The 23,849-nt window shown below is 69.6% G+C and carries 15 protein-coding genes; 10 read left to right on the top strand and 5 right to left on the bottom strand.

All coding sequences use genetic code 11. The annotated features are described in order from the left end of the window. The first annotated feature begins 298 nt into the window (after positions 1-298). The 7 genes from WME79_RS42195 to WME79_RS42165 all read left to right on the top strand — a co-directional run bounded on the left by WME79_RS42195 (position 299) and on the right by WME79_RS42165 (position 14,033). A complete protein-coding gene (locus WME79_RS42195; RefSeq protein ID WP_437526980.1) occupies positions 299-1,252 on the top strand; it encodes a hypothetical protein in 954 nt (317 codons plus the stop codon). A 357-nt stretch (positions 1,253-1,609) separates the two neighbouring features. Then, positions 1,610-7,324 (top strand): AAA family ATPase, encoded by a 5,715-nt coding sequence (locus tag WME79_RS42190; protein WP_437526977.1) that lies wholly within the window; start codon positions 1,610-1,612, stop codon positions 7,322-7,324. A 279-nt stretch (positions 7,325-7,603) separates the two neighbouring features. Further along, entirely contained in the window at positions 7,604-8,518 is a 915-nt protein-coding gene (locus WME79_RS42185; protein WP_437526974.1) for a hypothetical protein, read from the top strand. A gap of 519 nt (positions 8,519-9,037) precedes the next feature. After that, positions 9,038-10,402, top strand: a complete 1,365-nt coding sequence (locus WME79_RS42180; protein WP_437526972.1) for a hypothetical protein — start codon at positions 9,038-9,040, stop codon at positions 10,400-10,402. Between the two features lie 57 nt (positions 10,403-10,459). After that, positions 10,460-11,500 carry an expansin EXLX1 family cellulose-binding protein gene (locus WME79_RS42175; RefSeq protein ID WP_437526969.1) on the top strand — a complete coding sequence of 347 codons (1,041 nt, stop codon included), beginning with the start codon at positions 10,460-10,462 and terminating at the stop codon, positions 11,498-11,500. A gap of 212 nt (positions 11,501-11,712) precedes the next feature. Next, positions 11,713-12,816, top strand: coding sequence for an alpha-hydroxy acid oxidase (locus WME79_RS42170; RefSeq protein WP_437526966.1), 1,104 nt, complete (start codon positions 11,713-11,715; stop codon positions 12,814-12,816). Between the two features lie 299 nt (positions 12,817-13,115). Further along, positions 13,116-14,033, top strand: a complete 918-nt coding sequence (locus WME79_RS42165) for a metallophosphoesterase (protein ID WP_437526963.1) — start codon at positions 13,116-13,118, stop codon at positions 14,031-14,033. A 104-nt stretch (positions 14,034-14,137) separates the two neighbouring features. On the opposite strand, the gene WME79_RS42160 is transcribed toward WME79_RS42165, so the two are convergent. Next, positions 14,138-17,230, bottom strand: coding sequence for an ATP-binding protein (locus WME79_RS42160; RefSeq protein ID WP_437526961.1), 3,093 nt, complete (start codon positions 17,228-17,230; stop codon positions 14,138-14,140). A 256-nt stretch (positions 17,231-17,486) separates the two neighbouring features. Between WME79_RS42160 and WME79_RS42155 the strand changes: the two genes are divergently transcribed. Next, positions 17,487-18,089 carry a hypothetical protein gene (locus tag WME79_RS42155; protein ID WP_437526958.1) on the top strand — a complete coding sequence of 201 codons (603 nt, stop codon included), beginning with the start codon at positions 17,487-17,489 and terminating at the stop codon, positions 18,087-18,089. An 85-nt stretch (positions 18,090-18,174) separates the two neighbouring features. Here WME79_RS42155 and WME79_RS42150 read toward each other — a convergent pair whose 3' ends face one another. Together WME79_RS42150 and WME79_RS42145 are read right to left on the bottom strand one after the other, a co-directional pair. Beyond that, entirely contained in the window at positions 18,175-18,840 is a 666-nt protein-coding gene (locus WME79_RS42150; RefSeq protein ID WP_437526955.1) for a hypothetical protein, read from the bottom strand. Continuing rightward, complete coding sequence (locus tag WME79_RS42145) at positions 18,837-19,178, bottom strand: hypothetical protein (RefSeq protein ID WP_437526952.1); 342 nt, start codon at positions 19,176-19,178, stop codon at positions 18,837-18,839. Before WME79_RS42145 ends, WME79_RS42150 begins: the two co-directional genes overlap by 4 nt. A 353-nt stretch (positions 19,179-19,531) precedes the next feature. Between WME79_RS42145 and WME79_RS42140 the strand changes: the two genes are divergently transcribed. Beyond that, the gene (locus WME79_RS42140; RefSeq protein ID WP_437526949.1) at positions 19,532-20,269 is read left to right on the top strand and encodes a hypothetical protein; all 738 of its coding nucleotides are present in this window, start codon (positions 19,532-19,534) and stop codon (positions 20,267-20,269) included. Positions 20,270-20,333: 64 nt separating this feature from the next. On the opposite strand, the gene WME79_RS42135 is transcribed toward WME79_RS42140, so the two are convergent. After that, positions 20,334-21,029: a Kazal-type serine protease inhibitor domain-containing protein gene (locus tag WME79_RS42135; protein ID WP_437526946.1), complete on the bottom strand. Its 696-nt coding sequence runs from the start codon at positions 21,027-21,029 to the stop codon at positions 20,334-20,336. Between the two features lie 863 nt (positions 21,030-21,892). On the opposite strand from WME79_RS42135, the gene WME79_RS42130 reads away from it, so the two are divergent. Continuing rightward, positions 21,893-23,119, top strand: coding sequence for an ROK family protein (locus WME79_RS42130; protein ID WP_437526944.1), 1,227 nt, complete (start codon positions 21,893-21,895; stop codon positions 23,117-23,119). 290 nt (positions 23,120-23,409) lie between these two features. Here the strand turns inward: WME79_RS42130 and WME79_RS42125 are convergent, their stop codons facing one another. Further along, the gene (locus WME79_RS42125; RefSeq protein ID WP_437526941.1) at positions 23,410-23,838 is read right to left on the bottom strand and encodes a membrane spanning transport protein; all 429 of its coding nucleotides are present in this window, start codon (positions 23,836-23,838) and stop codon (positions 23,410-23,412) included. Positions 23,839-23,849: the final 11 nt, after the last annotated feature.

Here is a 23,849-nt window from a genome sequence, read left to right as displayed (position 1 = left end):
CCGGGGCGGCGCTCCGCGCATTGCTCGCCCGCGGCTCGTCTCGATGGCTGGCAGGTTTCTCCGAGGTTCCGCGGCGCGCAGGTAACGACATCTCCGGCGAACAGAGGTGTCGAACACCCGCCATAATTTCGTCCCTGTCATCTTTGCGAAACCTCTCTGCGCAGAGAGTGGGAGCAGGCTCAGCAGAGCCGACGGCAGTTCCGAAGGTCGTCTCGTTGCGTTGGCGACGAGGCCACAGCGGTTGTCCTCCAGCCCACCCCCTGCTCTGCCCATGACCAACAAGCATCCATGTCGTCCGTTGTTCCGTGTGCTCTTCGGCGCGAGCCTTCTTTGTCTGCCTGCGTTTCAGGCGTCGGCTCAGCCCGCGACGGAGCCTGCCGCCGCGGATCCGGCGGCGCCTCCGCCGGCGGACAAGCCCAAGCCGCCTCCTTATTCGTTGCCGTTTCAGCTCCGTCCGGTGGTCGCGGCGTCCGTGGTGCGCTCCGACACCGCGATCGCCTTCTACAGCGCTCCTGGCGCGAGCTCCTCCGGCTCGACCGTCGCGTCCACGCTGCTCTTCAGCTACAAGGTGACCGACGATCTGGCCCCGCTCGTGCGGCTCGGCGTCGTCTCGAACTCCCCGCCTGCGGGCGACTCGGGCTTCGGGTTCCTGAACCCTGTCGTCGGCGCAACGTATGCGCTCAAGCTCACGCCCGAGCTGCGCCTCGCCCTGTTCCTTGGCCTCACGGTGCCCGTGGGCTCCGGCGGCGGCAACACGCCGAGCCCCGAGATGGGCCCCGCGAGGACGGCCGGGATCTACGCCCGCTCGGCGATGGATAACGCGATGTTCGCCGTCAACGACTTCACGGTCTTTCCGGGCGTCGGGTTCGCCTATATCGCGCACGGCTTCACCGCGCAGGTGGAGGCCACGGTGCTCCAGCTCATGCGGGTCCGCGGGGAGGACGTGCAGCCGGACTCCTCGAAGACGAACTTCACCGCCGGCGTGCACCTCGGCTACTTTGTCGTCCCGATGCTGTCGATCGGCGCCGAGCTCCGGCACCAGCGCTGGCTCTCGACGCCGGTCTCCGTGCAGAAGGACGCCTCCCGCGCGACGCGCGAGACGACGACGGTGGCCGTGGGGCCGCGCGGCCACTTCAAGCTGGGAGAGAAGATGTGGTTGCGCCCCGGCGTCGCGTTCGCGATGGGGCTCGATGATCCGATGAAGGCGTCAGAGCACAAGATCCTGCAGATCGACGTGCCGTTCGCCTTCTAGATTCCCGATCCTGCTCCAACCATCGGTCCAGGCTGGCTTGCCCGTCCGGTGCACGGCCAGAGCAGCCGACCGATCGCTTCGTCAATCCCCTTCCGCCGGGCGCCGGCCGCCCAGGGACGAGCGCAGCGGGGTTGTCGTGGTATCGATATGGTATCGATACGGGAGGGACCTGACGATGTCACGATCGTGGGAGGATGAGGCGGGGGGCGCGGTGTCCGGCGGGAGCCGTGCGCGCGCGCCGGTTCCATGGCTGAGCCGCCTTGGAGCGGCGCGCGGGCTCGGCAGCTCCGGGTTCACCGACGGTCCCGAGGTCTCACCCGGCCGACCGGCGCCAGCGCTTCGAGGCGTGTCGTCCTCGTGAGCCGCGCTCCCTCCCCGTACACGATCACCGGGAACCTCCACGAGGGCGGCAGAACCCGCCTGCTTCGCGCGGTCCGGAACGCCGATGGCCGCCCGGTGATCTTGAAGGTCATCGACCCGAGGAGCGGCTGCTCGCAGGACATCGAGCGTCTCCGGCGCGAGTACACGATGGGCGAGGCTCTCCGCCACGAGGCCTTCGTCGAACCGCTCGCCCTCGAGACGTTCGAGGGACTGCCGGCGCTCGTCATGGAGGATTTCGGCGGCGAGTCGCTCGATCACCTCATCGACGGCCCCATGAGCGCCGGGCAGTTCCTCGAGCTCGCCCTCCGTCTCGTCACCTGCGTGGCGGAGCTCCACCAGCGGGACATCCTCCACAAGGATCTCAAGCCCCAGAACATCCTCGTCAACGCGACGACAGGCGAGGTGAAGCTCGCCGACTTCGGTCTTGCCTCCCGCCTCCTGCGCGAGCAGCCCCCGGTGGAGACTCCCCGGCTCATCGAAGGCTCCTTGCCGTACCTGTCTCCGGAGCAGACGGGGCGAATGAATCGGGCGATCGACAGCCGCGCAGATCTCTATGCGGTCGGCGTCACCTTCTACCAGATGCTCACGGGGCGCCTGCCCTTCGAGGCGCGGGATCCGCTCGAGTGGGTGCACTGCCATGTCGCCCTCGCCCCGCCGCCGCCCTCCGCGGTCGTCCCCGGGATGCCCGAGGTCCTCTCGGCGATCGTCCTGAAGCTCCTCGCCAAGATGGCGGAGGATCGCTACCAGACCGCCCGCGGCCTCAGGCACGACCTCGAGCGGTGCCTCTCGCAGCACCGAGCGCGCGGCAGGATCGAGCCGTTCTCCCTGGGCGAGCGCGATATCCCCGGCCGCGTCCAGCTCCCGCAGAAGCTCTACGGCCGCGAGCGCGAGGTGAGCGCCCTGCGGCGTACGTTCGAGCGCGTCGTGGACACGGGGGTCCCCGAGCTCGTCCTGGTCTCTGGCTATTCCGGCAGCGGAAAGTCGGCGCTCGTTCACGAGCTCTACAAGCCGATCGTACGGGAACGAGCCCTGTTTCTTTCGGGGAAGTTCGAGCGATACAAACGCGGCATCCCTCACTTCACGCTCGTCCAGGCCTTCCGGGATGTCGTGTGCGAGATCCTCGCCGAGCCCGAGGACCGGATTGCGGCCTTCCGGCAGCGGCTGCTCGACGCGCTCGGGCCCAACGGACAGCTCATCGTGGACGTCATCCCGCAACTCGAGCTCGTCATCGGCCCGCAACCGCAGGTCCCTGAGCTCCCGCTGGCCGAGGCGCAGCACCGGTTCCGCGTCGTGTTCCGGAGCTTCATCGGGGCATTTGCCCGGAAGGAGCACCCGCTCGTGCTCTTCCTCGACGATCTCCAGTGGACCAACCCCGCGAGCCTCGGGCTCCTCCATGATCTGGTGACCCACCCCGAGACGCGCCACCTCCTCTTCGTCGGCGCGTACCGCGACAACGAGGTGACGGCCTCGCACCCGCTCATGATGGCGCTCGACAAGGTGCGAAAGGACGGCGCGCGCGTCTCGGACATCGTGCTCGGCCCGCTCTCCCGGGAGCACGTGGGCGCGCTCGTCGGCGACGCGTTCCGCTGCCGCAGCGAGGAAGCCGCGCAGCTGTCGGCCCTCGTCCACGAGAAGACGGCCGGCAACCCCTTCTTCGCGATCCAGTTCCTCACCGCGCTGCACGAGGAGCGGCTCATCGAGTTCGACGAGCGCGCCGAGATCTTTCGATGGGACGTCGCGAAGATCCGCGAAAAGGGCTTCACAGACAACGTGATCGACCTGATGGTCGGCAAGCTCGTGCGGCTCCCTCCGCGCACCCAGGGGGCGCTGAAGCACCTTGCCTGTCTCGGAAGCACCGCCGGCGTCGACCTCCTCGCGATGGTCCGCGGCAGCTCGGTGGAGGAGACGCACGCGGACCTCTGGGAGGCCGTCCGCGCGGGGCTCGTCCTGCGCAGGGACGTATCGTACAGGTTCCTCCATGACCGGGTCCAGGAGGCCGCCTATTCGCTCATCCCCGAAGACGAGCGGCCGGCGACGCACCTCGGGATCGGCCGGCTGTTCGCGTCGCGCGCGGCGCCGGAAGAGCTCGAGGAGAAGATCTTCGAGATCGTCAATCAGCTCGGCCGCGGCGCTCCGCTGATCACGTCACGGGAGGAGCGCGAGCGGGTGGCTGAGCTCAACCTCATCGCGGGCAAGCGCGCCAAGGGGTCGGCGGCCTGCGCTCTGGCGCTGAGGTATCTCGCTGCCGGCAGGGCGCTTCTCCCGGAGGACTGCTGGGAGCGACGGTATGAGCTCACCTTCACGCTCGAGCTCCATCGGGCCGAGTGCGAGTACCTCACCGGCGATTTCTCGGCGGCCGAGGCGCGGCTCTCGGCGCTCTCACGCCGCGCCGGGGGCGTGGTCGATCTGGCCGCTGTCACGTGCGTGCGCCTCGGCCTCTACACGACCATGGACCGCAGCGATCGCGGCGTCGACGTGGCCCTCGACTACCTCCGGCGCGTCGGCATCACGTGGTCGCCGCACCCCACGGACGAGGAGGTACGGAAGGAATATGAGCGAGCCTTGGAGCTGCTCGGGGGCCGTTCGGTCGCGGATCTCATCGACTCACCCCAGGTGGCCGATCCGGAGTGCCGCGCGACCCTGGAGGTCCTGACCCATGCCCAGTCGCCGGCCCTGTTCACCGACGCGAACCTGAATTGCCTCGTCGTGACGCGCATGACGAACCTCAGCCTCGAGCGCGGCAATTGCGACGCATCGTGCCTCGCCTACACCTGGTTCGGCATGCTCCTCGGGCCGCGCTTCGGCGATTACCGCATGGCCTACCGGTTCGCCAGGCTCGGCCTCGATCTCCTGGAGCGCCGCGGGGCGCTGCGCTTCAAATCCCGCGTCTACCTGGGCTTCGGGCACCGGGTCAACCCGTGGGTGAGGCACATGCGCACCGGCGTCGAGCTCCTGCGACGGGGCTTCGAGGCGGGGCAGGAGACCGGGGACCTCACGTATGCGTCGTACAACAAGAACTGCCTGATCACGATCCTCCTCGCCGCAGGAGAGCCCCTCGGCGAGGTGCAGCGAGAGGCTGAGTGCGCGCTCGACTTCGTGAAGCGGGCGCGGTTCGGCCTCGAGGTCGACATCATCACCGCGCAGCTCAGGCTCATCCGGGCGCTCCGGGGCCTCTTGCCCGATCTCTCCTCGTTCAACGACGCCGACTTCGACGAGCGCCGGTTCGAGCAGCGCCTGGAGGGCGATCCGCGCCTCGCGATCGCCACCTGCTGGTACTGGATACGCAAGCTGCAAGCGCGCTTCCACGCGGGCGACCTCGACGGCTCGCTCGAGGCCGCGGAGAAGGCGCGGCCGCTCCTCTGGACGTCGGGCTCGTTCTTCGAGGTGGCCGAGTACCATTTCTATGGAGCGCTCGTGCGGGCGGCGCGCTGCCGCGCGACGGACGCCGCCGAGCGGCGCCGGCACCTCGAGGCGCTCGCCGCTCACCAGAGGCAGATCGACACCTGGGCGGAGAGCTGCCCCGAGAACTTCGGCGACCGGGCGGCGCTGATCGGCGCCGAGATCGCGCGTCTCCGCGGCGACTGGGACGACGCGGCCCAGCTCTACGAGCAGGCGATCCGCTCGGCGCGCGCGAACGGCTTCGTCCACAACGAGGCGCTGGCCTACGAGATCGCGTCGGGGTTCTACCGGGAGCGAGGGTTCGAGCTGATCGCGGACACCTACCTCCGCGAGGCCCGCGCCTTCTATGTGCGCTGGGGGGCGGACGGCAAGGTCCGGCACATCGATCAGCAGAATCCGCGTCTCTGGGACGCGAGGCCGCTCGCCCCGACCGCCTCCTTCGCGGCGCGGTTCGAGCAGCTCGACCAGCTTTCCGTGGTCAAGGCGTCGCAGACCATCTCGAGCGAGATCGTCCTCGACAAGCTCCTGCGGACGCTGCTCACGGTGGTCCTCGAGCAGGGCGGCGCGCAGCGAGCTTGTCTCGTCCTGCACCAGGACGAGCGCCTCTCCATCGGCGCCGAGGCCATTCTGGAGGAGAGCGGGGAGGTGAAGACCCTCCTCCCGCGCTCTGCGGAAGGCGCTTCACAGCGCGTCCCCATGGCGCTCGTCCGCTACGTGCAACGAACGAAGGAGCGCGTCATCCTGAGCCCTACCGAGGCTTTCGCCGGCAAGTTCTCCGGCGACGAGTACTTCGCGCGGCGCAAACCCAGGTCGGTCCTCTGCATGCCCATCCTGAGGCAGGCGGAGGTGGCAGGCCTGCTTTATCTCGAGAACAACCTCCTCGCCGGCGCGTTCCCGCCCGAGCGGCTCACCGCCCTGTCGCTGCTCGCCGCGCAGGCCGCGATCTCCCTGGAGAACGCGCGGCTCCTCTCCAAGGAGCAGGCCGCGAGGACCGGGGCCGAGGCGGCGGAGCGGCGCGCGGCCTTCCTGGCCGAGGCCGGGGAGATCCTCTCCGGGTCGCTCGATTACGAGGAGACGCTGGCGCGCGTCGCGCGGCTCGCTGTGCAATCGCTCTGCGACTGGTGCATCACCGATGTCGTCGAAGGCGAGCAGATCCGGCGAAGCATCTGGGCGCACACGGATCCCGCGAAGGAATTGCTGCTCGAGCAGCTGCGGCAGCGGTATTCTCCTGCCCTGGACTCGCCCCATCCGGCGGCCAGGGCGCTGCGGCGTGGTGAGCCGTTGCTGGTCTCCGGGTGCTCCGAGGAAGAGCTCCGGCACTACTGCGAGGACGACGAGCATGTGAGGCTCATCCGCGAGCTCGGGGCGCAGAGCCTCATCGCGGTGCCGCTCATGGCGCGGGGACGGCCGATCGGGGCGCTGAGCGTCGTCTCGTCCGCGCCGGGGCGCCTCTACGGGGAGGCCGACCTGGAGATCGTCCAGCACGTGGCGCACAGGGCCGCGCTCGCGATCGACAATGCGCGGCTGTACCGCGCTGCCCAGGAGGCCATCCGCATGCGGGACGAGTTCCTCACCGTGGCGACGCACGAGCTGAACACGCCGATGACGTCGCTCACGCTCTCGCTCGAGGCCATGGATCGTAGCCTTCGCTCGGGTCGGCCCTGCGACCAGCCGGCGATGGGCAGGCAGGTCGACCGCGCGTTGCGGCAGGCGATGCGCCTGGCCCGCCTGAACCGCGAGCTCCTCGAGGTCTCGAGGATCGACACGGATCGGGTCTCGCTCGACCTCGCGGAGGTCGACCTCGGTGGGGTCGTGCGCGACGTGATCGCGCGGTTCGAGCTGGATCTGGCGCGCGCCGGGTGTTCGATCTCGCTGACGACCAGCGGCCGGAACGTGGGCTCTTGGGATCGCTCCCGGGTCGACCAGATCGTCACGAACCTCGTCGCCAACGCCATCAAGTTCGGCGCGGGCCAGCCCATCGAGATCGTCCTCGGCGAGGAGGCCGGGACAACGCGGTTGTCGGTGAAGGATCACGGGATCGGCGTCGACCCGGCGCGCCAGGAGCGGATCTTCGATCGCTTCGAGCGCGCCGTGTCCGACCGGCACTACGGCGGGCTGGGGCTCGGCCTTTACATCAGCCGTCAGATCGCGCAGGCGCACGGCGGCTCGATCCGTGTCCAGAGCGCGCCCGGCGCCGGCGCCACGTTCACCGTCGAGCTCCCCGGCGCCGGACCGCCGGTGTCGCAGCGGGCGCCGGTCTTCTCGAACGATTCGATAGGAACGATTCGATAGGAGGGCGCTCCTTCACATCGTGATCGCGAGCGACCATGGCGCCCTGTACGCCGTGTCAGCGCTCCCTGAGGTTCGCTGGCTATCGCAGCTTCACGGTGTGTGCGGCGATCGAGGATGATTTTCGCACAATTGGCTCCTCATGTCCGTAAGTGTTTGTTGTTCGGTGAAACGTTACGTTTATCACTCGCTGTTTGTTGTGATTTTTGGAGCTTTCAATTCGTCTCTCCGTGTCGATTCCTGGTGGTTCATGCTGTCTGCATGGATTAGAGTCGTGCGCCGATGCATAACCGCTCCGACCAGTTCTCCAAGAACTTGCTGCGAGACGGGCTGAGCCTCGTCTCGGCGGCGGAGACCGAGGTGGAGGTCCTGGCAGCGACACAGAAAATCGATGTCTACAGCGTGCCTGATCCAGCGCGGCACGCCGAGCGCGCCGGCATGGGCCTGCTCGGCGAGCTCTCGGCGGAGCCGAGCCTGTTCGAGCCGTTTCACCGCACGCCGAGCCTTCGTCTGATCCGGCAGTGCTTGCGCAAGCAGCTCACGTGGCACCACGAACTCGAGCGCCGCGCCCGCTCTGCGGCCGGATCCATCGCGCCGGACGAGGACGTCGACGCGCCATCGCAGCCGGGGGTGGACTTCCCTGCGCTGGTCGTCATCGGCCCGGGGCGCCCTGAGACGGTGCTCGACGCGTACCGCTGCGAGCCGGCGCAGCCAGGCGTCTACCACGCCGTGCCAGGCCTGGCGATGCGCGTCGTGGTGCTCGCCGAACTGCCCCGGACGCGTGCGACGCTGCTCCTGCGGCTGCTCGGCTCGGGCCGTCTCCTGCGCGAGGCGCTGGGGGATCTGGCGGCGCTGCCGGACGATGCCTGGGAGAAGAGCATCGCCAAGCCGTTGCTGGTACACTTCCGGCTCGGAAGACAGGAGCCGGCGATCGACGAGGAGGACGATGTGAGCGCAGAGATCCGGGCGTGGTTCGAGGATTATGAGAGGAATCTCCGGGCCGAGGAGCGGAAGGAGGGCCGGGCCGAGGAGGCGGCGCGTGCTGTGCTGATCGCGCTCCGGGCTCGAGGCATCGCCGTGCCGGATGTGGCGCGGGAGCGCATCCTGGCCGAGAAGAATCCGGAAACTCTGGAACGGTGGCTTGAGCGGGCCGTCGTCGCCGCGTCGCTCGCCGAGGTGCTCGACGACCCCAGCTGAGCGGTGCCGGTCAAGCAAGGGTCTCTCCGGAGATGCTGCCCGCAGCGGGGTGTACCGGCGGTGCGAGTAGTGGCACATCTTCAGGCATAGCGCACCTCTCGTTCGCGCGACCGACTCGCCAGAGGTGGCGAGAAAACAGCCTTCACCCTTCGCGTAGACTTCCCCTTCGTTCGATGGGCCGCGGGCATGATCAGGTGTCGAGGCGCCGAAGGATGCCATGAGGCGGAGATCTCTCCGTTTCTCTCGCGTCCTTGGCGCCCTGATGGTTCAATCTTCTTCGCCAGGTGCCCTGACGGTTCAGGCAGGTTGCACCGGATAGGCACAGAGACTGCCGAGCGGAAAGCGGTGCTGTGTTCTCTGGGCCTCCCTCGTCGAGCCCTGGCTCTCGACTCGGTGCGAAGCGCTCGACGTCACGGCATCCGGCGATGCTTCCCGGGTTGACGCTACACGGCGTTCGCCCGATAGCTTTCGCATGCGTTCGGGGAACATGCTGGCCCTGCTCGGCGTCGGGCTGCGGTGGTGAGCTATCCCCCCCTGCGCGCGTGCGTGGTCGTGTTGGCGGCGCTGGCCGCCTGCCGTGACGGCTCGGGTACGCCGGGCGCCGGGCCGGCGCCCGACGGGGGTGTTGTGGCGCAGGCGCCCTCCGTGGCGCCCACCGCGAGCGCGGCCAGCGCCCCGAGCGCGCCGTCGCTCGACGCGGGGGGGGCGGACGCAGCGGCACCGGACGCAGCAGTGGCAGATGCGGCAGCGCCAGACGCGGCAGCTCTGGACGCCGCCGCGCCGGACGCCGCCGCGCTGGGCGCAGGCTGCAAGCTGCGCCGAGGGCCGCTCTCGCTCTCGCTCCGCGGGCCGGCGCTGCTCTGGTCTCCCGACGAGGCGGAGCGCGCGGACTTCCGGGTGATCTTCAACCGCGACGGCGTGGCGCAGCACGTCGCGCCGTCGTTCGGCGCGCTCACGGCGCCCAGCTCTCCGCCCGCGGAGCCCGCGCCTGACGCCGGGGATGGCAGCGGCGATCCAGAGCGCGCCTCGTGGCCGGCGTGCGCGGTGGCCTCTCGGTTCGTGTACTGCATGGATCACGGCGGCACGATCCGGAGGACCCCGCTCGGCGGCGGCGAGGGGCCGCCCATCGGCGCCGGGCGCCGCGGCACGGGGATCTCCGCCGTCGCGCTGCCCGGAGGGCACACGCTGCTCGCCTTTCTCTCGGATCGGAAGACGAGCGAGGGCGCCGTGACGCAGGCCTTCGCGGTGCTCGACGACGGGGCCGCTGTGCCGCTCTCCGAGGAGGGCAGCGGCGCCACTTTCGTCGCGCTGTCGCCCTGGAAGGGAGGCGCGCTGGCGATGTACGTCGACGCGCGCTCGGCGCTGACGCCTGTGCACGCCCGCACGCTGGGGCTCACGGCGGAAGGCAAGCTCGAGCTCGGCCCTGACGCGGTCGTCTTCGTCGGCGACGCGGGGGAATCGCGGATGGGCGGCGCGCTCGCCATCGGCGCCGCCGGGCCTGCGTACGTGCTCCTTCCGGCGGCGAAGGACATGTCGGCGTTCGGCATGGCGGCGATCCGCGTCGACGAGGCGCCGCGCGACGACATGCCCGCGGTCTGGTCGCTCTACCCGAACGGGCTCAGCCCCGCGCCGATCGCGGCCACGCAGGGCGTCTCGCCGATCCACGTGGCCCGGGTCCGGCCGGTCTCGCGCGAGCCCGGGGCGCGCCACGCGCTCGAGCTCGGGCAGCTCGACGGTGAAGGGCGGTTTCAAGCGCGCTGCGTCGCGGTGGAGGGCAAGTCGTTCAAGCACGTGGCGATCGAGGCGGATCGCGGCGGCTCGCTGTGGATCGCGTACACGACGGCGGCCGGCACCTTCATCGAGCAGCGCGCCGCTGGGCCGTGATAAGCCAATCGCGTGGATTCGCGAATCCATTCCTATCGTAAATCTTAAGGAGTCGAGATGAAGCTAGGTTATATGCCCAGGGGCATTTCATGGCCGCTCGTGTCGCTGATCGCGCTCGGCGTCGCTGGCTGCAGCGATGGCGGCGGCGGTGATGCTGGCAGCGCGGAGAGCGCCTCGTCCGCCGCCGGCGGGCCGGGGGGCGCGGGCGCGGTCGGCGCCAGCGCCAGCGCCGGCACCGGCGCAGGGGCAGGGGGCGGGGACGGCGTCACGACGGGCGCGGGCGCTGGTCCGGGCAGCTCCACGACGACCGGCTCCACCTCCTCGACGAGCGGCGGTGGCGAGGCCAGCGCCACGAGCACCGGCGCGACCACCTCGACGGGAACGGGCAGCGAGCCGGTGAGCTGCGACTATCCCGCGGAGTACGCGAACGGATCCATCACCTTCTACACGCTCGACATGGGCTCGACCGAGGTGAACTGCAGCTACCCGATCGTCGGGCGCAACCCGGATGTCGTCGGACACGTCCCGTTCGGCGGAGGCCAGTACTTCGCCGCCATGAACACCGCCGACTACAACGCGGCGGGGATGTGCGGCGCGTGCGTCGAGGTCTCCCGGGACAACGGGCGCAAGGTGCAGGCCATGGTCGTGGACCAGTGCCCGATCGCCACGAACCCGAAGTGCACGGCGGGCCACATCGATCTCAGCAAGAACGCCTTTCTCCAGATCGGCGAAGAGCGAGAGGGGTATCTGGGGACCACCCACGGCGGCGCGGCGGGGAAGATCTCCTGGCGGTACATCCCCTGTCCGACGACGAGCGCCGTCTCCTTCCGCCTCAAGGACGCGAGCAACAAGTACTGGAACGAGATCCTCGTCGAGGGGCACGCGCACCCCATCGAGAAGCTGGAGGTGCAGATCAACGGCACGTGGCAGACGGCCACGCGGCAGTCGTACAACTATTTCGTCGTCGGCGATGGAAATATGGGGAATGCGCCGTACCACGTCCGCGCCACCGACATCAACGGCTCCACCGTGGAAGCGATGCTGGAGCTCAAGGCCGGAAACCAGCCCGCGAGCGGGCAGTTCGCCGCCTGCGACTGAGACCGAGGCCTACGCCCTCTGCTCGAGATCGGCCGCATGTCGGCCCAGCGGTGGCCGCGCCCTTCGCGCGGCGCCGGCCGAGCTCCCCCGGGCGCCGCGACCGCGCCCGGGCTGCGAGGCGCGCGCTCGCCAGCCCGGCTCGTCACGGGGCCAGCTGGTAGGATGGCCGCCCCTGCGGGCGGACGCGCCGCCGGGATCTCCAGGAGAACACCGTGCAAGACCCTCGCCCCGCCCCGTCGCTGCTCACCATCGACGACTTCGAGCGCGCAGCGCGCGCCCGGCTGTCGAAGATGGCCTATGACTACTACCGATCAGGCGCCGATGAGGGCCGCACGCTCCGCGAGAACCGGCGCGCCTTCCGCCGCCTCGAGATCCATTACCGCGTCCTCGTCGACGTGGCCGAGCGGGATATGAGCACGACGGTGCTCGGCACGAGGGTGCCGTTCCCCATCCTCGTGGCGCCGACCGCTTATCAGCGCCTCGCGCACCCCGACGGCGAGATCGCCTCCTCGCGGGCGGCCTCCGAGCTCGGCACCATCTTCACGCTCTCCACCCTCTCGACGACGAGCCTCGAGGCGGTCGCGGACGCGTCTCCAGGGCCGAAGTGGTTCCAGCTCTACGTCCACAAGGATCGCGGCCTCACGCGCGCCCTCATCGAGCGGGCCGAGGCCTCCGGCTACCGGGCGCTGATGCTGACCGTCGACACACCGGTCCTCGGCCGCCGGATAGCGGACGTGCGCAACGGCTTCGCGCTGCCCGAGGGGCTCGTGATGGCGAACCTCGTCGACGCCGCGGCGGGCGCGCCGGCCGAGGAGCGGGGCTCTCTTCTCGCGTCCTACGTGGCCTCGCGACATGACGCCTCGCTGACGTGGCGCGACGTCGGGTGGCTCTCCTCGCTCACGAAGCTCCCACTCCTGCTCAAGGGCATCGTCAGGCCGGACGACGCGGTCCGCGCGCTCGACGCGGGCGCGGCCGGCGTCGTCGTCTCCAACCACGGCGCGCGGCAGCTCGACGGCGCCCCCGCGACGATCGAGGTCCTCCCGGCGATCGCCGATGCGGTCGCCGGGAGGTGCCAGGTGCTGATGGACGGCGGTATCCGGTGGGGTACCGACGTGCTGAAGGCGATCGCGCTCGGCGCCCGCGCGGTGCTGGTCGGACGCCCAGTCCTGTGGGGACTCGCCGCGCTCGGCGGCGAGGGCGTCGCGCGCGTGCTCGCGGGGTTGCGCGATGAGCTCTCGATCGCCATGGCGCTCGCCGGCTGTCCTACCCTGGCATCCATCGATCGCGACCTGATCCGACGAGCTCAGGCGCGATGATGGATGCCTGAGTCGCACGAGCGCGGAGTTTTCCAAGATCGGCGCTGTCCCGCGTATGGCCTGGCGGATGGCGACGCTCACGACGCTCACGTGCGTACGTCGACCAATTGCTGCGCTCCGCTAAATCGAGGTGTCAAGGCGTCTTCGACGAAAGAAAAGGTGGCGGCCACTCAGCCTCACCCGTACACTCGGCCATCGTGAGCAGCGCAGTACCTGCGAGGGAGCGGTGGCGGAGGCTCTTCACGCGAGGCGCTGGCGCCTCCGGGGGGGTGCCAGCGTCTGAGGGAGCGGACCCGACCATGGGGATTCGGCTCCGGCGGTTTGCGGGGCCGGCGGCCTACCTCGATCAGGTGTCGTCGCTCCGGATTGCCCACCTGACGGATCAGCACGTCGGTCGCGTGACGTCCGTCCGGGTGCAGCACGCGGCCGTCGCGCTGACGAACCTGCAGCGGCCCGATCTTGTCGTGCTCACGGGCGATTTCGTGTGTCACAGCCAGCTCTACCTCGATCAGCTGGAAGAGGTGGTGCGCGGCTTCGAGGCGCCGGTGATCGCGGTGCTCGGGAATCACGATCACTGGTCGGGCGCCGACGCGGTGAAGCGCGCGCTCGAGCGGGGCGGCGCTGCGGTGCTCTGCAACGCAAGCACGGTGATCACGCTGGGCCATGAGCGGCTCCAGGTGGTGGGGCTCGACGACGCGTATACGGGCCACGCGTCGCTCGAGAAGGCGGTGAAGGGGATCCGGCGCGACCTGCCGACGCTGGGCCTCTCGCACATCGCCGAGGAGGCGGACGGGCTCTGGCGCCATGGAATCCCGCTGGTGCTGTCGGGCCACACGCACGCGGGCCAGGTGACGGTCGCGCGCCTGAACGAGCTCTCGATCGGCAAGATCGCGGGGCACCGGTACATTCACGGGCTCTATGGCACGCGCAAGCGGGCGGAGCCTGGCCAGGGGGCGGTCTACGTCGGGGCGGGGATCGGCGCGGCGGTGATGCCGTTGCGCCTCGGCGAGCGGGGCCAGCGGGAGGTCGCGATCTTCGAGCTCGGCAGCGAGCCGGGGTCGTTCGACGAGCACCACGCGGAGCAGGAGCCGCACCTGGGGCGCAAGCCGTCGCCGGAGCTCATGGCGAGCCGCGCGGCGAAGGTGGTGCGGAACCGGGAGCGGCGGGCGCGGGTGCACCGGCACAGCGAGGGGAGCATCGGCGGCGGAGAGCCGTAGCGCCGCGGCGCCCGAGGTCGACCCTGGTCGCGCGGGTCAGCGCTTCGAGCGCGGCTTCACCACGGTCCGCACGAGACCTTCGCGGCCCTCGAGCACCAGGGTGTTCACCGTCTCTTGCCTTTGCCTTGCCGAGGGAACGGCAAGACGAGCCCGCCACGGTCGTCGCCGGCGCTCCGGAGTCCCCTCGCGTCCCGGTCCAGGTCGTCCTTCGCCGGGCTCTTGCTCAGGAGCCGCGCGTGGGCACGCTGCACCTGCAGCTGCCAGGGGCGCGACTCAGCGCGCTCGCTCTCGACAAGCGCGTGGTCGTAGTGCTCGCGGGCGCGGGGGTGGTCGCCACCCACCTCGGCGAGGCGGCCAAGGTGAAAGGCGACCGGCCCCCAGTAGAGTGAAGAAACGCTGACATGGCCGTCGCCATGAGGATGCAGCCGGTCGTACACGGCGCGCGCGCAGTCCACGTTTCCGAGCGCCACGGCGAGCTCGGTCAGGAAAACGAAGCAGAGCAAGAGGTGCGCGTCTTCGGGGAAATGCCGCAGATCGCGCGTGACCCCCTCGAGGTCCCTCCGCACCTGCTCTCGTTGACCGAGCTCGAAGCGAGCGCACATCCACGCGAGCTTCCCGACGACGAACGTGGGAACCTCGGTCAAGATGCGCTCGAAGATGGCTTGCACCTCCTGCATCCTGCTTCGCCGTTCATCGACGCTCATGTGCCATGCCAGGGTGATCAGGTGCCCACCGAACCGCCACTCGGCCGCCGTCTGCCCGACCGCCGTGACACCGAGATCGAACCGCGCGCGCAGCAAGGCCTCGGCCTCGGACAGCCGCCCTTCTTGAAACAGGCTCGTACAACGCAGCAGCCCGACGTGCCACAGGTGGACCGGATGCCGGAGCCGCGCCGCGAGCTGGGCGTGCTCTGCCGCTTCACGAGCGAAGCGACCCCCCTCGCCGAGCTGGAGGGAATGAGCCGCAAGCCAGAGCTTGCCATCGAGGCGGGCCAGCGGATCGCCGAGCCTCTGGGCGAGGGCCACCATCTCCTCCGCACGTTCAATCGCCTTGCGACAGTGCTCCGGCTGGAAGTCGGATAAATGCGAGAATCGTAAGACGTCCTGGAGCGTCCGCTCGTCCTCACAACGGCGAGCCATCGCGATGGCTCGCTCGGCCATCGAGAGCCTCGTCTCCACCGACTCCGTGAAGTAGCTGATGAAGGCCTGGACCGCGAGCAGGCGCGCGCGCAGGGGACCGTCACCCGGCACGCACTCGAGAGCTTCACGCACCTGAGCGTGGAATTCTGGTTGGACGATGGCGACGTCTCGCACAAGCTCGAAGGCGCCGAGGACGGCGGCGGCAAAGCCCTCGTGGTCCAGGGCCGCCAGACAGGCTCTCATGAGCTGATTGAAGGTGCCGAGGGCCTGTGTCGGCTGTGCCGAGAGCGCCTGGACCTCTGCCAGGCCGCGCAGGGCCGCGTGGCGTGCTGGCGCATCGCTCGCGGTCAGATCGAGTAGACCGAGCACCCGGCGGTAGTGCTCGACAGCGAGCTCATAGGCGAAGAGCTGTCGCGCCTGCCGGGCGGCCTCGACACCGTAGCGAATCGCCTTCTCACCTCCGATGTGCGGCACGGCTGCCGAGAAATGATGGGCGAGCTGCGTGACGACGAGGTTTTCGTGGCTGCCCTGCCGCTCGAGGCAAGCGGCCACTCTCGCATGAAGGTCAGCCCGGACGGTGGGAGGAAGATCCTGATAGACGACATCCCGGAGAACGGCGTGCGTGAACTTGTAGTGCCCAGGCGAAGCCCGCACGTCCTCGACGATGCGGCCGACGAGGGCGGGTTCGAGGGCGGCGATGCCGTCGCGCTCCGCGAGACCGTTGACCTGGGCGACGAGAGGCCAACCAAAATCGCGGCCGATCACGGCAGCCGTGGCCAGCACCTCCCGGGTGCTCGGGGGCAGCCGACCGAATCGCTCGCGAACGGTGCTGCCGAGCCGCGCGGGGACGCGCAGGGGATGAAGCGCGGGGAGCTCGCCTTCGGCCTCGAAGGCCCGGGCCGAGCCGGCTCGAACCAGCTCGTGAATCAGGAGAGGGTGACCCTCGGTCGCGCGGTGGATGGCCTCGGCGCCCATCGAGGAGACATCGTCCGGCGCGAGCACCTGGAGGAGCGCGTGAACGTCGGGCAACGAGAGCCCCGAGAGCTCTATGCGCTCGAGGCGAGCCGACGAACCGCTCAAAAGCGACTGGACGGAGGCGCGGTCATCGATCTCGATATCTCGGCACGTGGCGACGACGAGCAGGCGTGAAGCGCCGATCGCGCGGCGCAGGAACTCGAGCATCAGGATCGAGGAGTCGTCCGCGAGGTGCACGTCCTCGATGACGGCGACGAGCGGCCAGGCGCCCGCGGCGTGCATCAGGAATCGAGCGATCGAATCGAAGATTCGAAAGCGTGTCCGGGCGGTCTCCGCGGTGGGCTCCAGGTCAGCCGGCGTCGCCCCCAATCGCGCCGAAAGATCGGGCAAGAGCGCCGCCAGATCGTGGGCAGCGTCTCGAACGACCTCGTCGACTGGCCTCGATCGTGAGAGCGAGAGGAACGATCGCACGACCTCGATCCACGGCCAGAACGCCGGTGCCCCGCCTCCTTCCCACGCGCGACCCCAGGCCAGCTGTGCGCCAGAGGCTTCCGCCTGACGTGCGAACGCCTCGACCAGATGGCTCTTGCCGATGCCGGGGCCCCCGGTCACCACCACGACCGCGCCTTCGCCCGCTCGCGCCGCCGCCAGCGCTCGCATCAAGCACGCGAGCTCTTGCTCACGGCCGACGAGGGCTCGCGCGGGAAGACCCGCTGTCGCTTCGGGAAGGCCAGGCGCCTCTTCCGGCTCCGGTACGGCATGCACGGTCTCCGCGAACCGGAAACCTTTGCCGCGCACCGTGACGATGAAATTCTCGTCCGTGCCCTCGGCCAGCACACGGCGAGCGAGCATGATGCCGCGATCCAGCGCCGCGTCGCTGACCACGGTGCCTCGCCAGGGACCGGCGATCAGCTCGTCGCGCGTCACGAGTCGGTCGCCGCTTCGCGCCAGAAACAAGATGATCTCGAGCACCTGCCGCTGGACCGGCACCACCGCGCCACGCCGACGTAGCTCGAATTTTCTTTCGTCGGCTTCGTACGGACCGAACCGAAGCGTGCCAGGGGGGAGCCGCGAGGAGCTCATGCGAAGTGGGGTTATAGGGCGATTATAGCACGGGCGGCTGGAACTCGTAAAGGCCGTCCTCACGCGATACCTGCAGCGTTGCTTCACGAACGAGAGAGGTCATGGACTGGTCAGGGTCCGCTCAGGGAAGGCCGTCCCAACAATGTGTAGATCACAGCACGTGAATGCGGCTGACACGACGCACGTGCAGCGCCGCATTGACGATCGACCGGTCCGTCGCCCGAGTGGGCGCCGGGAAACGACAAGGAATCATCCAATGCGATCGACCAATCTCTTCAGCTTTCTTTCGACGTCTCTCGTGCTGCGGACTGCTGCGCTCCTGGCGGCCACTGGGACCCTCATGCTGACTTCGGCCTGCGTGGGCGAGGTGGCCAGCGAGGACGACGCCAGCGAGGACGAAGCTACCGCGAGCGACGCCCAGGCCCTCGGCGAAGCCGCCTGTGCCACCGTCGAGGCGGATGCCGCGGTCTCCGGGAGGATCGGCGACCTCATCACGCCCGCGACCTACAGCGCACCGGGGTGCTACAAGGCGTACATCACGGATCTCAACAGGACCAGCTTCGACGGCGACCTGACGACGGTCACGTGGGCCGGCCCGAACACCCCTGCCGCCTGCAATGACAGTGTCATGTACCTGCAGGTCTACAAGAAGTCGGGGACCAAGTGGGTCGCTGAAGGCGCCAAGCAGACCAAGCGCGGTTCGTGGGTCGAAGCCGGCGGGCTGGCCATCTGCGACGCTCCTGGGTTCATCGTCTCGCAGGGCGCAGGCGGCAGCAGCTACCGCTTCGCTGCGAGCGCCCGTGTCGTCTCGACCGGGGCCACGGTTCCGATCGAGCTCTTCACGCAGCGCAGGTTCTAAGTCGGCGAGCCAGGTTCTCGCTCGCCCATGGAGCGGGTCGCGAAGCCGCTCTCCGGATCCCTGGCCGGACTCCCGGTGGGTGGAATCAGTAGCGAAAGCCCAGGGATCCCGAGGGCCCCCAGAGGATCGCCGAGGCGAGATCGACGTTCATTCGACCCGCGAGGTAGAGCGCGTGCCGATCGACGGTGAGGAGGTCGTAGCTCAGGTGCGCGCTGAGCCCGAAGGCCGTGGAGGTCATGGATGACGTCGACGTCGCGCGGGCCACCGCGAGCAGGAGCAGGCCAGCGCCTCCACCGAGCCGGAAATCGCCGAGGTGGGTCTCCACCTCGAAGCTCGGGCGGATCATGCGCGCGGGGAGGCCGAACTCGGTGACGCCGACGAAGCCCTCGAGCCCTCCCCAGAGCGCGACGTGATCGAGCGTGCCCCCGGCGGCGGCACCGAAGCTCGCTCCATAGATGGCGAGGGAATAGAAGCTTTGCCACGAGCCGCCGGCGTGGAGCTTGGCGCCGAAGCCGCGCCTCCACCCCTCCGGGAGCTCGGGTCGGGAGGACTCGGGTGCGGGCTCCTCGGGCAGCGGTCCCTGCGGAGCCCAAGCGTAGGCGCCGGGTGGCGGCGAGGGGAGGGGCGCCGGAGCGGGCGGCCCCGGAGGAGGCGGCGGCTCCTGCGCGCTGGCGAGGGCGGGGGCGAGGAGCCCGGAGAGCGCGGCCGCGACGCCCCATCGTCGCCTCGACGAGCGGATACGCCGCCTCATCGGCACACCACCGGGCGCGCGGCGCCTGTGCTCCCCCCCGAGGCGAGCTTCATGCGTGTGGCGGCCTGCTCGCAGACGTCGCTCGCGACGAGGTCGCCGCACTCCCTCTCCTGGATGCACCGGCTCTCGTCGGCCGTGAGCCACAGCTCCTCGTTCCCGTTACAGCTGACGTTCTGCTCACAGAGCGCGGGAGTCGCAGAGAACGACGGACAGCACTCCTCGAGGTGCGCAGCCGCGTTTTCGCACAGGAACTGCTGCTCGCTGATACCCATCCCGAGGGCGAGCGGCGCGAGCAGGAGGACGCACAGGATGTGACGGGCAGAGATCCAGGATCTCACGTTCGACCTCGCTGCAAGGCATAAAGGCGGTGCCGCGGAGCGCGGCGCCCGCGGGCGCCATGGCATCCTACCGCGAGCGCTGGACCGTGTCTTCTGTCTCGCCCCCGCACGATCGAGGAACCCCTCGGGTCGGTCGATTGGAATTGACGCTCGGCATGTGACCGCTCACATTGGCGACCGCACATCCTCCTTTGGCTTCGTCCGGTAGTGCACCGGGCCGCTCACGAACCTGACATGGCCACGCGAACGAGCCGCGATACCAAGGCAACGGCGTTTCGCGTCCCCGGCCTCAACTGCCGGCACCCTCGCCGGACTGGTGTAAAATGAGAATCTCTCTGTTCGTGGTTCCTGCGATGATGGTCCTTCTTGCCTGCGGCTCCGACTCCGACCCGCCTGCGGATGACCAGGCCAGCGCCAGCACGACCGGCGCTGGGGGGTCGGGCGGGGGAGCCTCGACGGCCGCCAGCACGAGCGCCTCCAGCAGCGCGAGCTCCAGCAGTGCGGGCGGCGGCGGCGGGGCCGGCGGCAGCGGCGGCGGGGCCGGCGGCAGCGGCGGCCAAGAAGAAAACCTGCTCGCCGCGGCCGACAGCATCGACGGCTTCCGCTGGGAGATGCCGTGCGACCAGGACCCGGGCAACAGCGACGAGTGTGCGTGTTCGGCGCTGGTCGACGAGACCAAGACGTTCGGCGGCTCGCCCGACACGGTCTATCTGGTGACCGTCCGGCTCCGCGGCGTCGTCGAGCCGGAGACCTACAAGGGCGGCACGCCCGACGGCATGCACTTCCGCGTGGGCGGTACACCCGACAACGCGACGTACAACCGCTACAGCATCTCTGTCTCCGACCCGGCCGAGGTCTACTGGCTCAACGATAGCCCCACCGTGGGGCACGACACGTTCAAGATCGACCACACGAAGACCATTCCGATCCGGGGCGGATCCAAGGTGTCCTTCAAGGGCGAGGATCCGAATCACACCAGCATCGCCAACTTCAAGCATCTGGTCGTGGACGGCATCCCCCCGGCGCCCGAGCCGTACGTCGGTCAGTTCATCCAGCTCGACGTGCAATCCGTCGAGAAGCAGCAGCCGTGAACGCGCGCCGCGCCGCTCGCGCTCCTCGCGCTCGAGCAGCCGCGGAGCGGCGCGGCGATCTCGCTCACTCGATCGGCGCGTCCGCGCACGCGCCCCGCGCGTCGACGGAGGTGCCGCTCGCGGCCGCCGTGCAAGCGTTGGCGTACGTCTGGCCGTCACAGCCGCACACGGGCGCGAGCTCCTTCGTGCAAACATCGGGCATCTCCGCGCAGCTGCCGGACGCGTCGGCGCGCCCGCAGATCGCGGAAGGCGCGTACTTGCAGTAGAGCCCCTCGCCGCACACACGCGGCCCGCCCAGGGTGAAGCCGCCGCAGCTCTCGCCGATCCCCACGATCGTGGGGCCGCACTCCCCCGCGCTCCTCACCGAGACGCCGGCCGTGGCCGCGACGCAGGCGTTGCTGTACGTGCGGCCATCGCAGCCGCACACCGGATCGTAGTCCTGCGGGCACGCGTCGGGCATGAGCTCGCACGTGCCGCTCCGGTCGTACGCGCCGCAGTTCGCCGCGGGGGCGAAGTCGCAATATAGGCCCGCCGCGCAGCGGAAGCCGGCGATGCCCCCGCACATGGCGCCGGGCCGCGCGAGGGTGAAGCGGTTCTCGTGATCGACATACGCCGGTACTGCCGCCACGTCGCTCGCCGCGAGCGCGCCCTCGGCGGCCCCGGTCTCTTCCGCATCCGCGATCTCGGCATCCTCGGATGCCGCCGTGCAGGCGGCGAGCGTCACAGCGAACACTGCACCCAGAACATGTGTCATCTTCATGATCGTGAAAACTCCTCGTGAGGAGGCGGCCCGGCGCTCCGGGCGTCTCCTCGGCCATGCGCATCGCGCGCGAGCTGGGCAACGCGTCGCTGTGCGATGTCGCCGTGTCCTCCAACCCGTCGAGCCCTGGCTCGACCTGGGGCGACAGTGCGTCGGCATGTCAGGACTCCAGCGCCTTGACGATCGCTCTCCTTCACGCCCCACGGCGTCTGCGCTCATCGACTCGGTGTTTGCTCGCTTCCCGCGTTTGCCGTTTGTCGTTCATTGAGCGTCGATTGCCGATGAGCGCCTGCCGTCTGTCGTCCACCGCTTGTCGTTCGTTGCCGTCTGCAATCGGTGTTCCCTGGGAGACGAGATGAGCCCGCCCGCCGCGGAACTTTGCGGCGTCGCGGGAGCGGGGAGCGCGGCGATCGCCAGGTCAGGGCGGGTCGGACGCCGAGAGGACCGCGCGCGCTCCCTGTTTCTACCTCACATGCGGCGATGCGGCGTTCCGCCACACGGGGGTGCGGGCTGTAGGAGCCCATCCCCCGAAGCGGGGCAGTTTGCTACGTGGAAGGCGGGAGGGGCGCTGGGCGGGGGCCGCCTTCGGGCAGCGACGATTGTGATGCTGACATAAGCCGCTCTGACGCGCCGCGGGGTGGAGGGGGCGTCGAGGCAGCGATGCGCGCGGTGAGCGAGAGGAAGCGGGAAGACGTGCGGGGAGAGGCGGGGAACGCGGGGAACGCGGGGAACGCGGGGAAGCGCGGGTGAGGAGCGGGGGAGCGCGGGAGACCACGAGCGCTCGCCGCGCGCTTTCGTGACAGCTCGGTTGCGACGCCCCTTGCTTTTGCTGCGCGAGGACGGCTAAGTCTGGTTTTGCTCGAATGGTCCGTGCCAGCGACAAGACTGCGAACAACCGCACCCCTCGGGAGCTCAACCGCTCCCTCGTCCTTGACCTCGTGCAAGAGCACGGCCCGATTTCCCGCACGAACCTCGCGCGGTTAAGCGGGCTGACCAAGCCGACGGTCTCGGCCATCATCGAGGAGCTCCTCGACAGCGGCAGCGTCCGCGATGTCGGGACCGAATCGCGCGGCGGACGCCCAGCGCGGCTCCTCGAGTTCAACGACGACAGCGCGGCCTTCCTCGGCATCGAGATCGGTGTCGAGCAGACGGCCGTGGCCGTGGCCGACGCCCGCGGGCGGCTGCGGGCGCGCCTGGAGCAGCCCACCGTCCTGCGCGATCCGCACCGGACGGTCCGCGATGTGGTCGAGCTCTTGCCAAAGGTGCTGCAGCTGAGTGGGGTGCCGCGGAAGCGGCTGCGCGGCGCCTGCGCGGTCTTGCCTGGGCTCATCGAGCGGCCGAGCGGCGTCTGCGTGCTTGCGCCCAACCTGGGCTGGGAGCGGTTCCCTGTGCGCGCGGAGCTCAGCCGCGCGCTCCGCATGCAGGTTCCTGTGTACAACCTGCCTCAGGCAGCCGCGGTGGCGGAAGGGGAGCTCGGCGCGGCGCGGGGGCACGCGTCGTATGTGTGGATTTACGTCGGGCTCGGCGTCGGCGCGGGCCTCGTCGCCGATGGACGCCTGTTCTTCGGGATGCAGGGGTACAGCGGTGAGATTGGCCACTGCCGCGTTGCGGACGACGGCCCGCCTTGCGGCTGCGGGCGCCGCGGATGTCTGGAGACGTTCGCCTCGGTCATGGCGCTCCGGCGCGCCGCCGAGGCGGCCTCGGCGCGCTCACCCCAGCTCGCCGCGCTCGCTCGCCCGCACGCCGTCAGCGCCGTCGCGAGCGCGGCGCTCGCCGGCGACGAGAGCGCCCGCGCGATCTTCCACGAGGCGGGCACGCAGCTCGCGCGCGGCATCGCGGTCCTGCTGAACCTGCTCAACCCCCAGCTCATCGTGCTGGGCGGCGAGCTGCTGGCCGCGCCCGACATCCTCCTTGCCGGCGTACGCGAGGAGCTGCCGCGCCACGCCGTCCGCGGCGCGGACGTGCCGGTCGTTGCCTCTCCGCTGGGCGGCGAGGCGGGGGTGCTCGGCGCCCTCCTGCTCGCGCGCGAGGGTGCGGTTCGCTCGCTCCGCCTCGTGCCCGACGGCGTTCTCCAGGACAGCGCGCCGTAGCGCACCGGCGCCGCCGCGCGGGCCCGCCAGCGGCTTCGTCAAGAGATTTTTCGAAGCCTGGGCCAGGGGCAAGCAGAGGAAAAGAGAAGGAGAGACAGCATCGTTCTCTTCCGGCGCGCTCCTTCGTACCTCCCGGGGCACGGGAATGCGGAAAAGAGAAAAACCGCAAGGACGCAAGGGGCGCAACAGAGGAGAGATGAGATAGTTTCCTGTCTTCCCCTTGCGTCCTCGCGCCCTTGCGGTTTTCTTTTCTTCCGTTGATTTCCTCGAAATTCTAATTGGAACGGGTTTTAGGCGGGCGAGGCGCGCTCTCCGCGCGCCGCGCCGCCCATCGGGGCGGATGACCCGGAGCGCCCCTCGGCGAGGAGCGGCGCGAACGCGTGGCGATCATGCCAGGTGAGGGCGCCGAGCAGGCCGAGCAGGACGACGGCGTTGATGGCGGCGCGGGGGTCGAGGAGCAGGTGGAACAGGGCGATGTTCACAACGACCGGCCATAACAGCGCGAGCGCGAGGGGGCGGCGGCGGTCGAGGAGGAGCAGGATCGCGGCGGCGATCTCGACGACCTTGACCGCATAGATGTAGCCGCTGTCGACCAGAAGCTGGACGAACGGGTGGAGCGGCTCGGGGACCGGCACGATGCGCACGAATCCGTTGATGCCGCCGAGCAAGACGATGAGGCCGAGGGCGACGCGGGCTGCGCCGACAGCGCGGGGGGGCATGGATCCTCCTT

Origin of the sequence: Sorangium sp. So ce726 (genome assembly GCF_051521405.1) — a bacterium.
GTDB lineage: Bacteria > Myxococcota_A > Polyangia > Polyangiales > Polyangiaceae > Sorangium.
The sequence above is the reverse complement of the archived record's forward strand: the minus strand, read 5'-3'. Positions and strand labels throughout refer to the sequence as shown.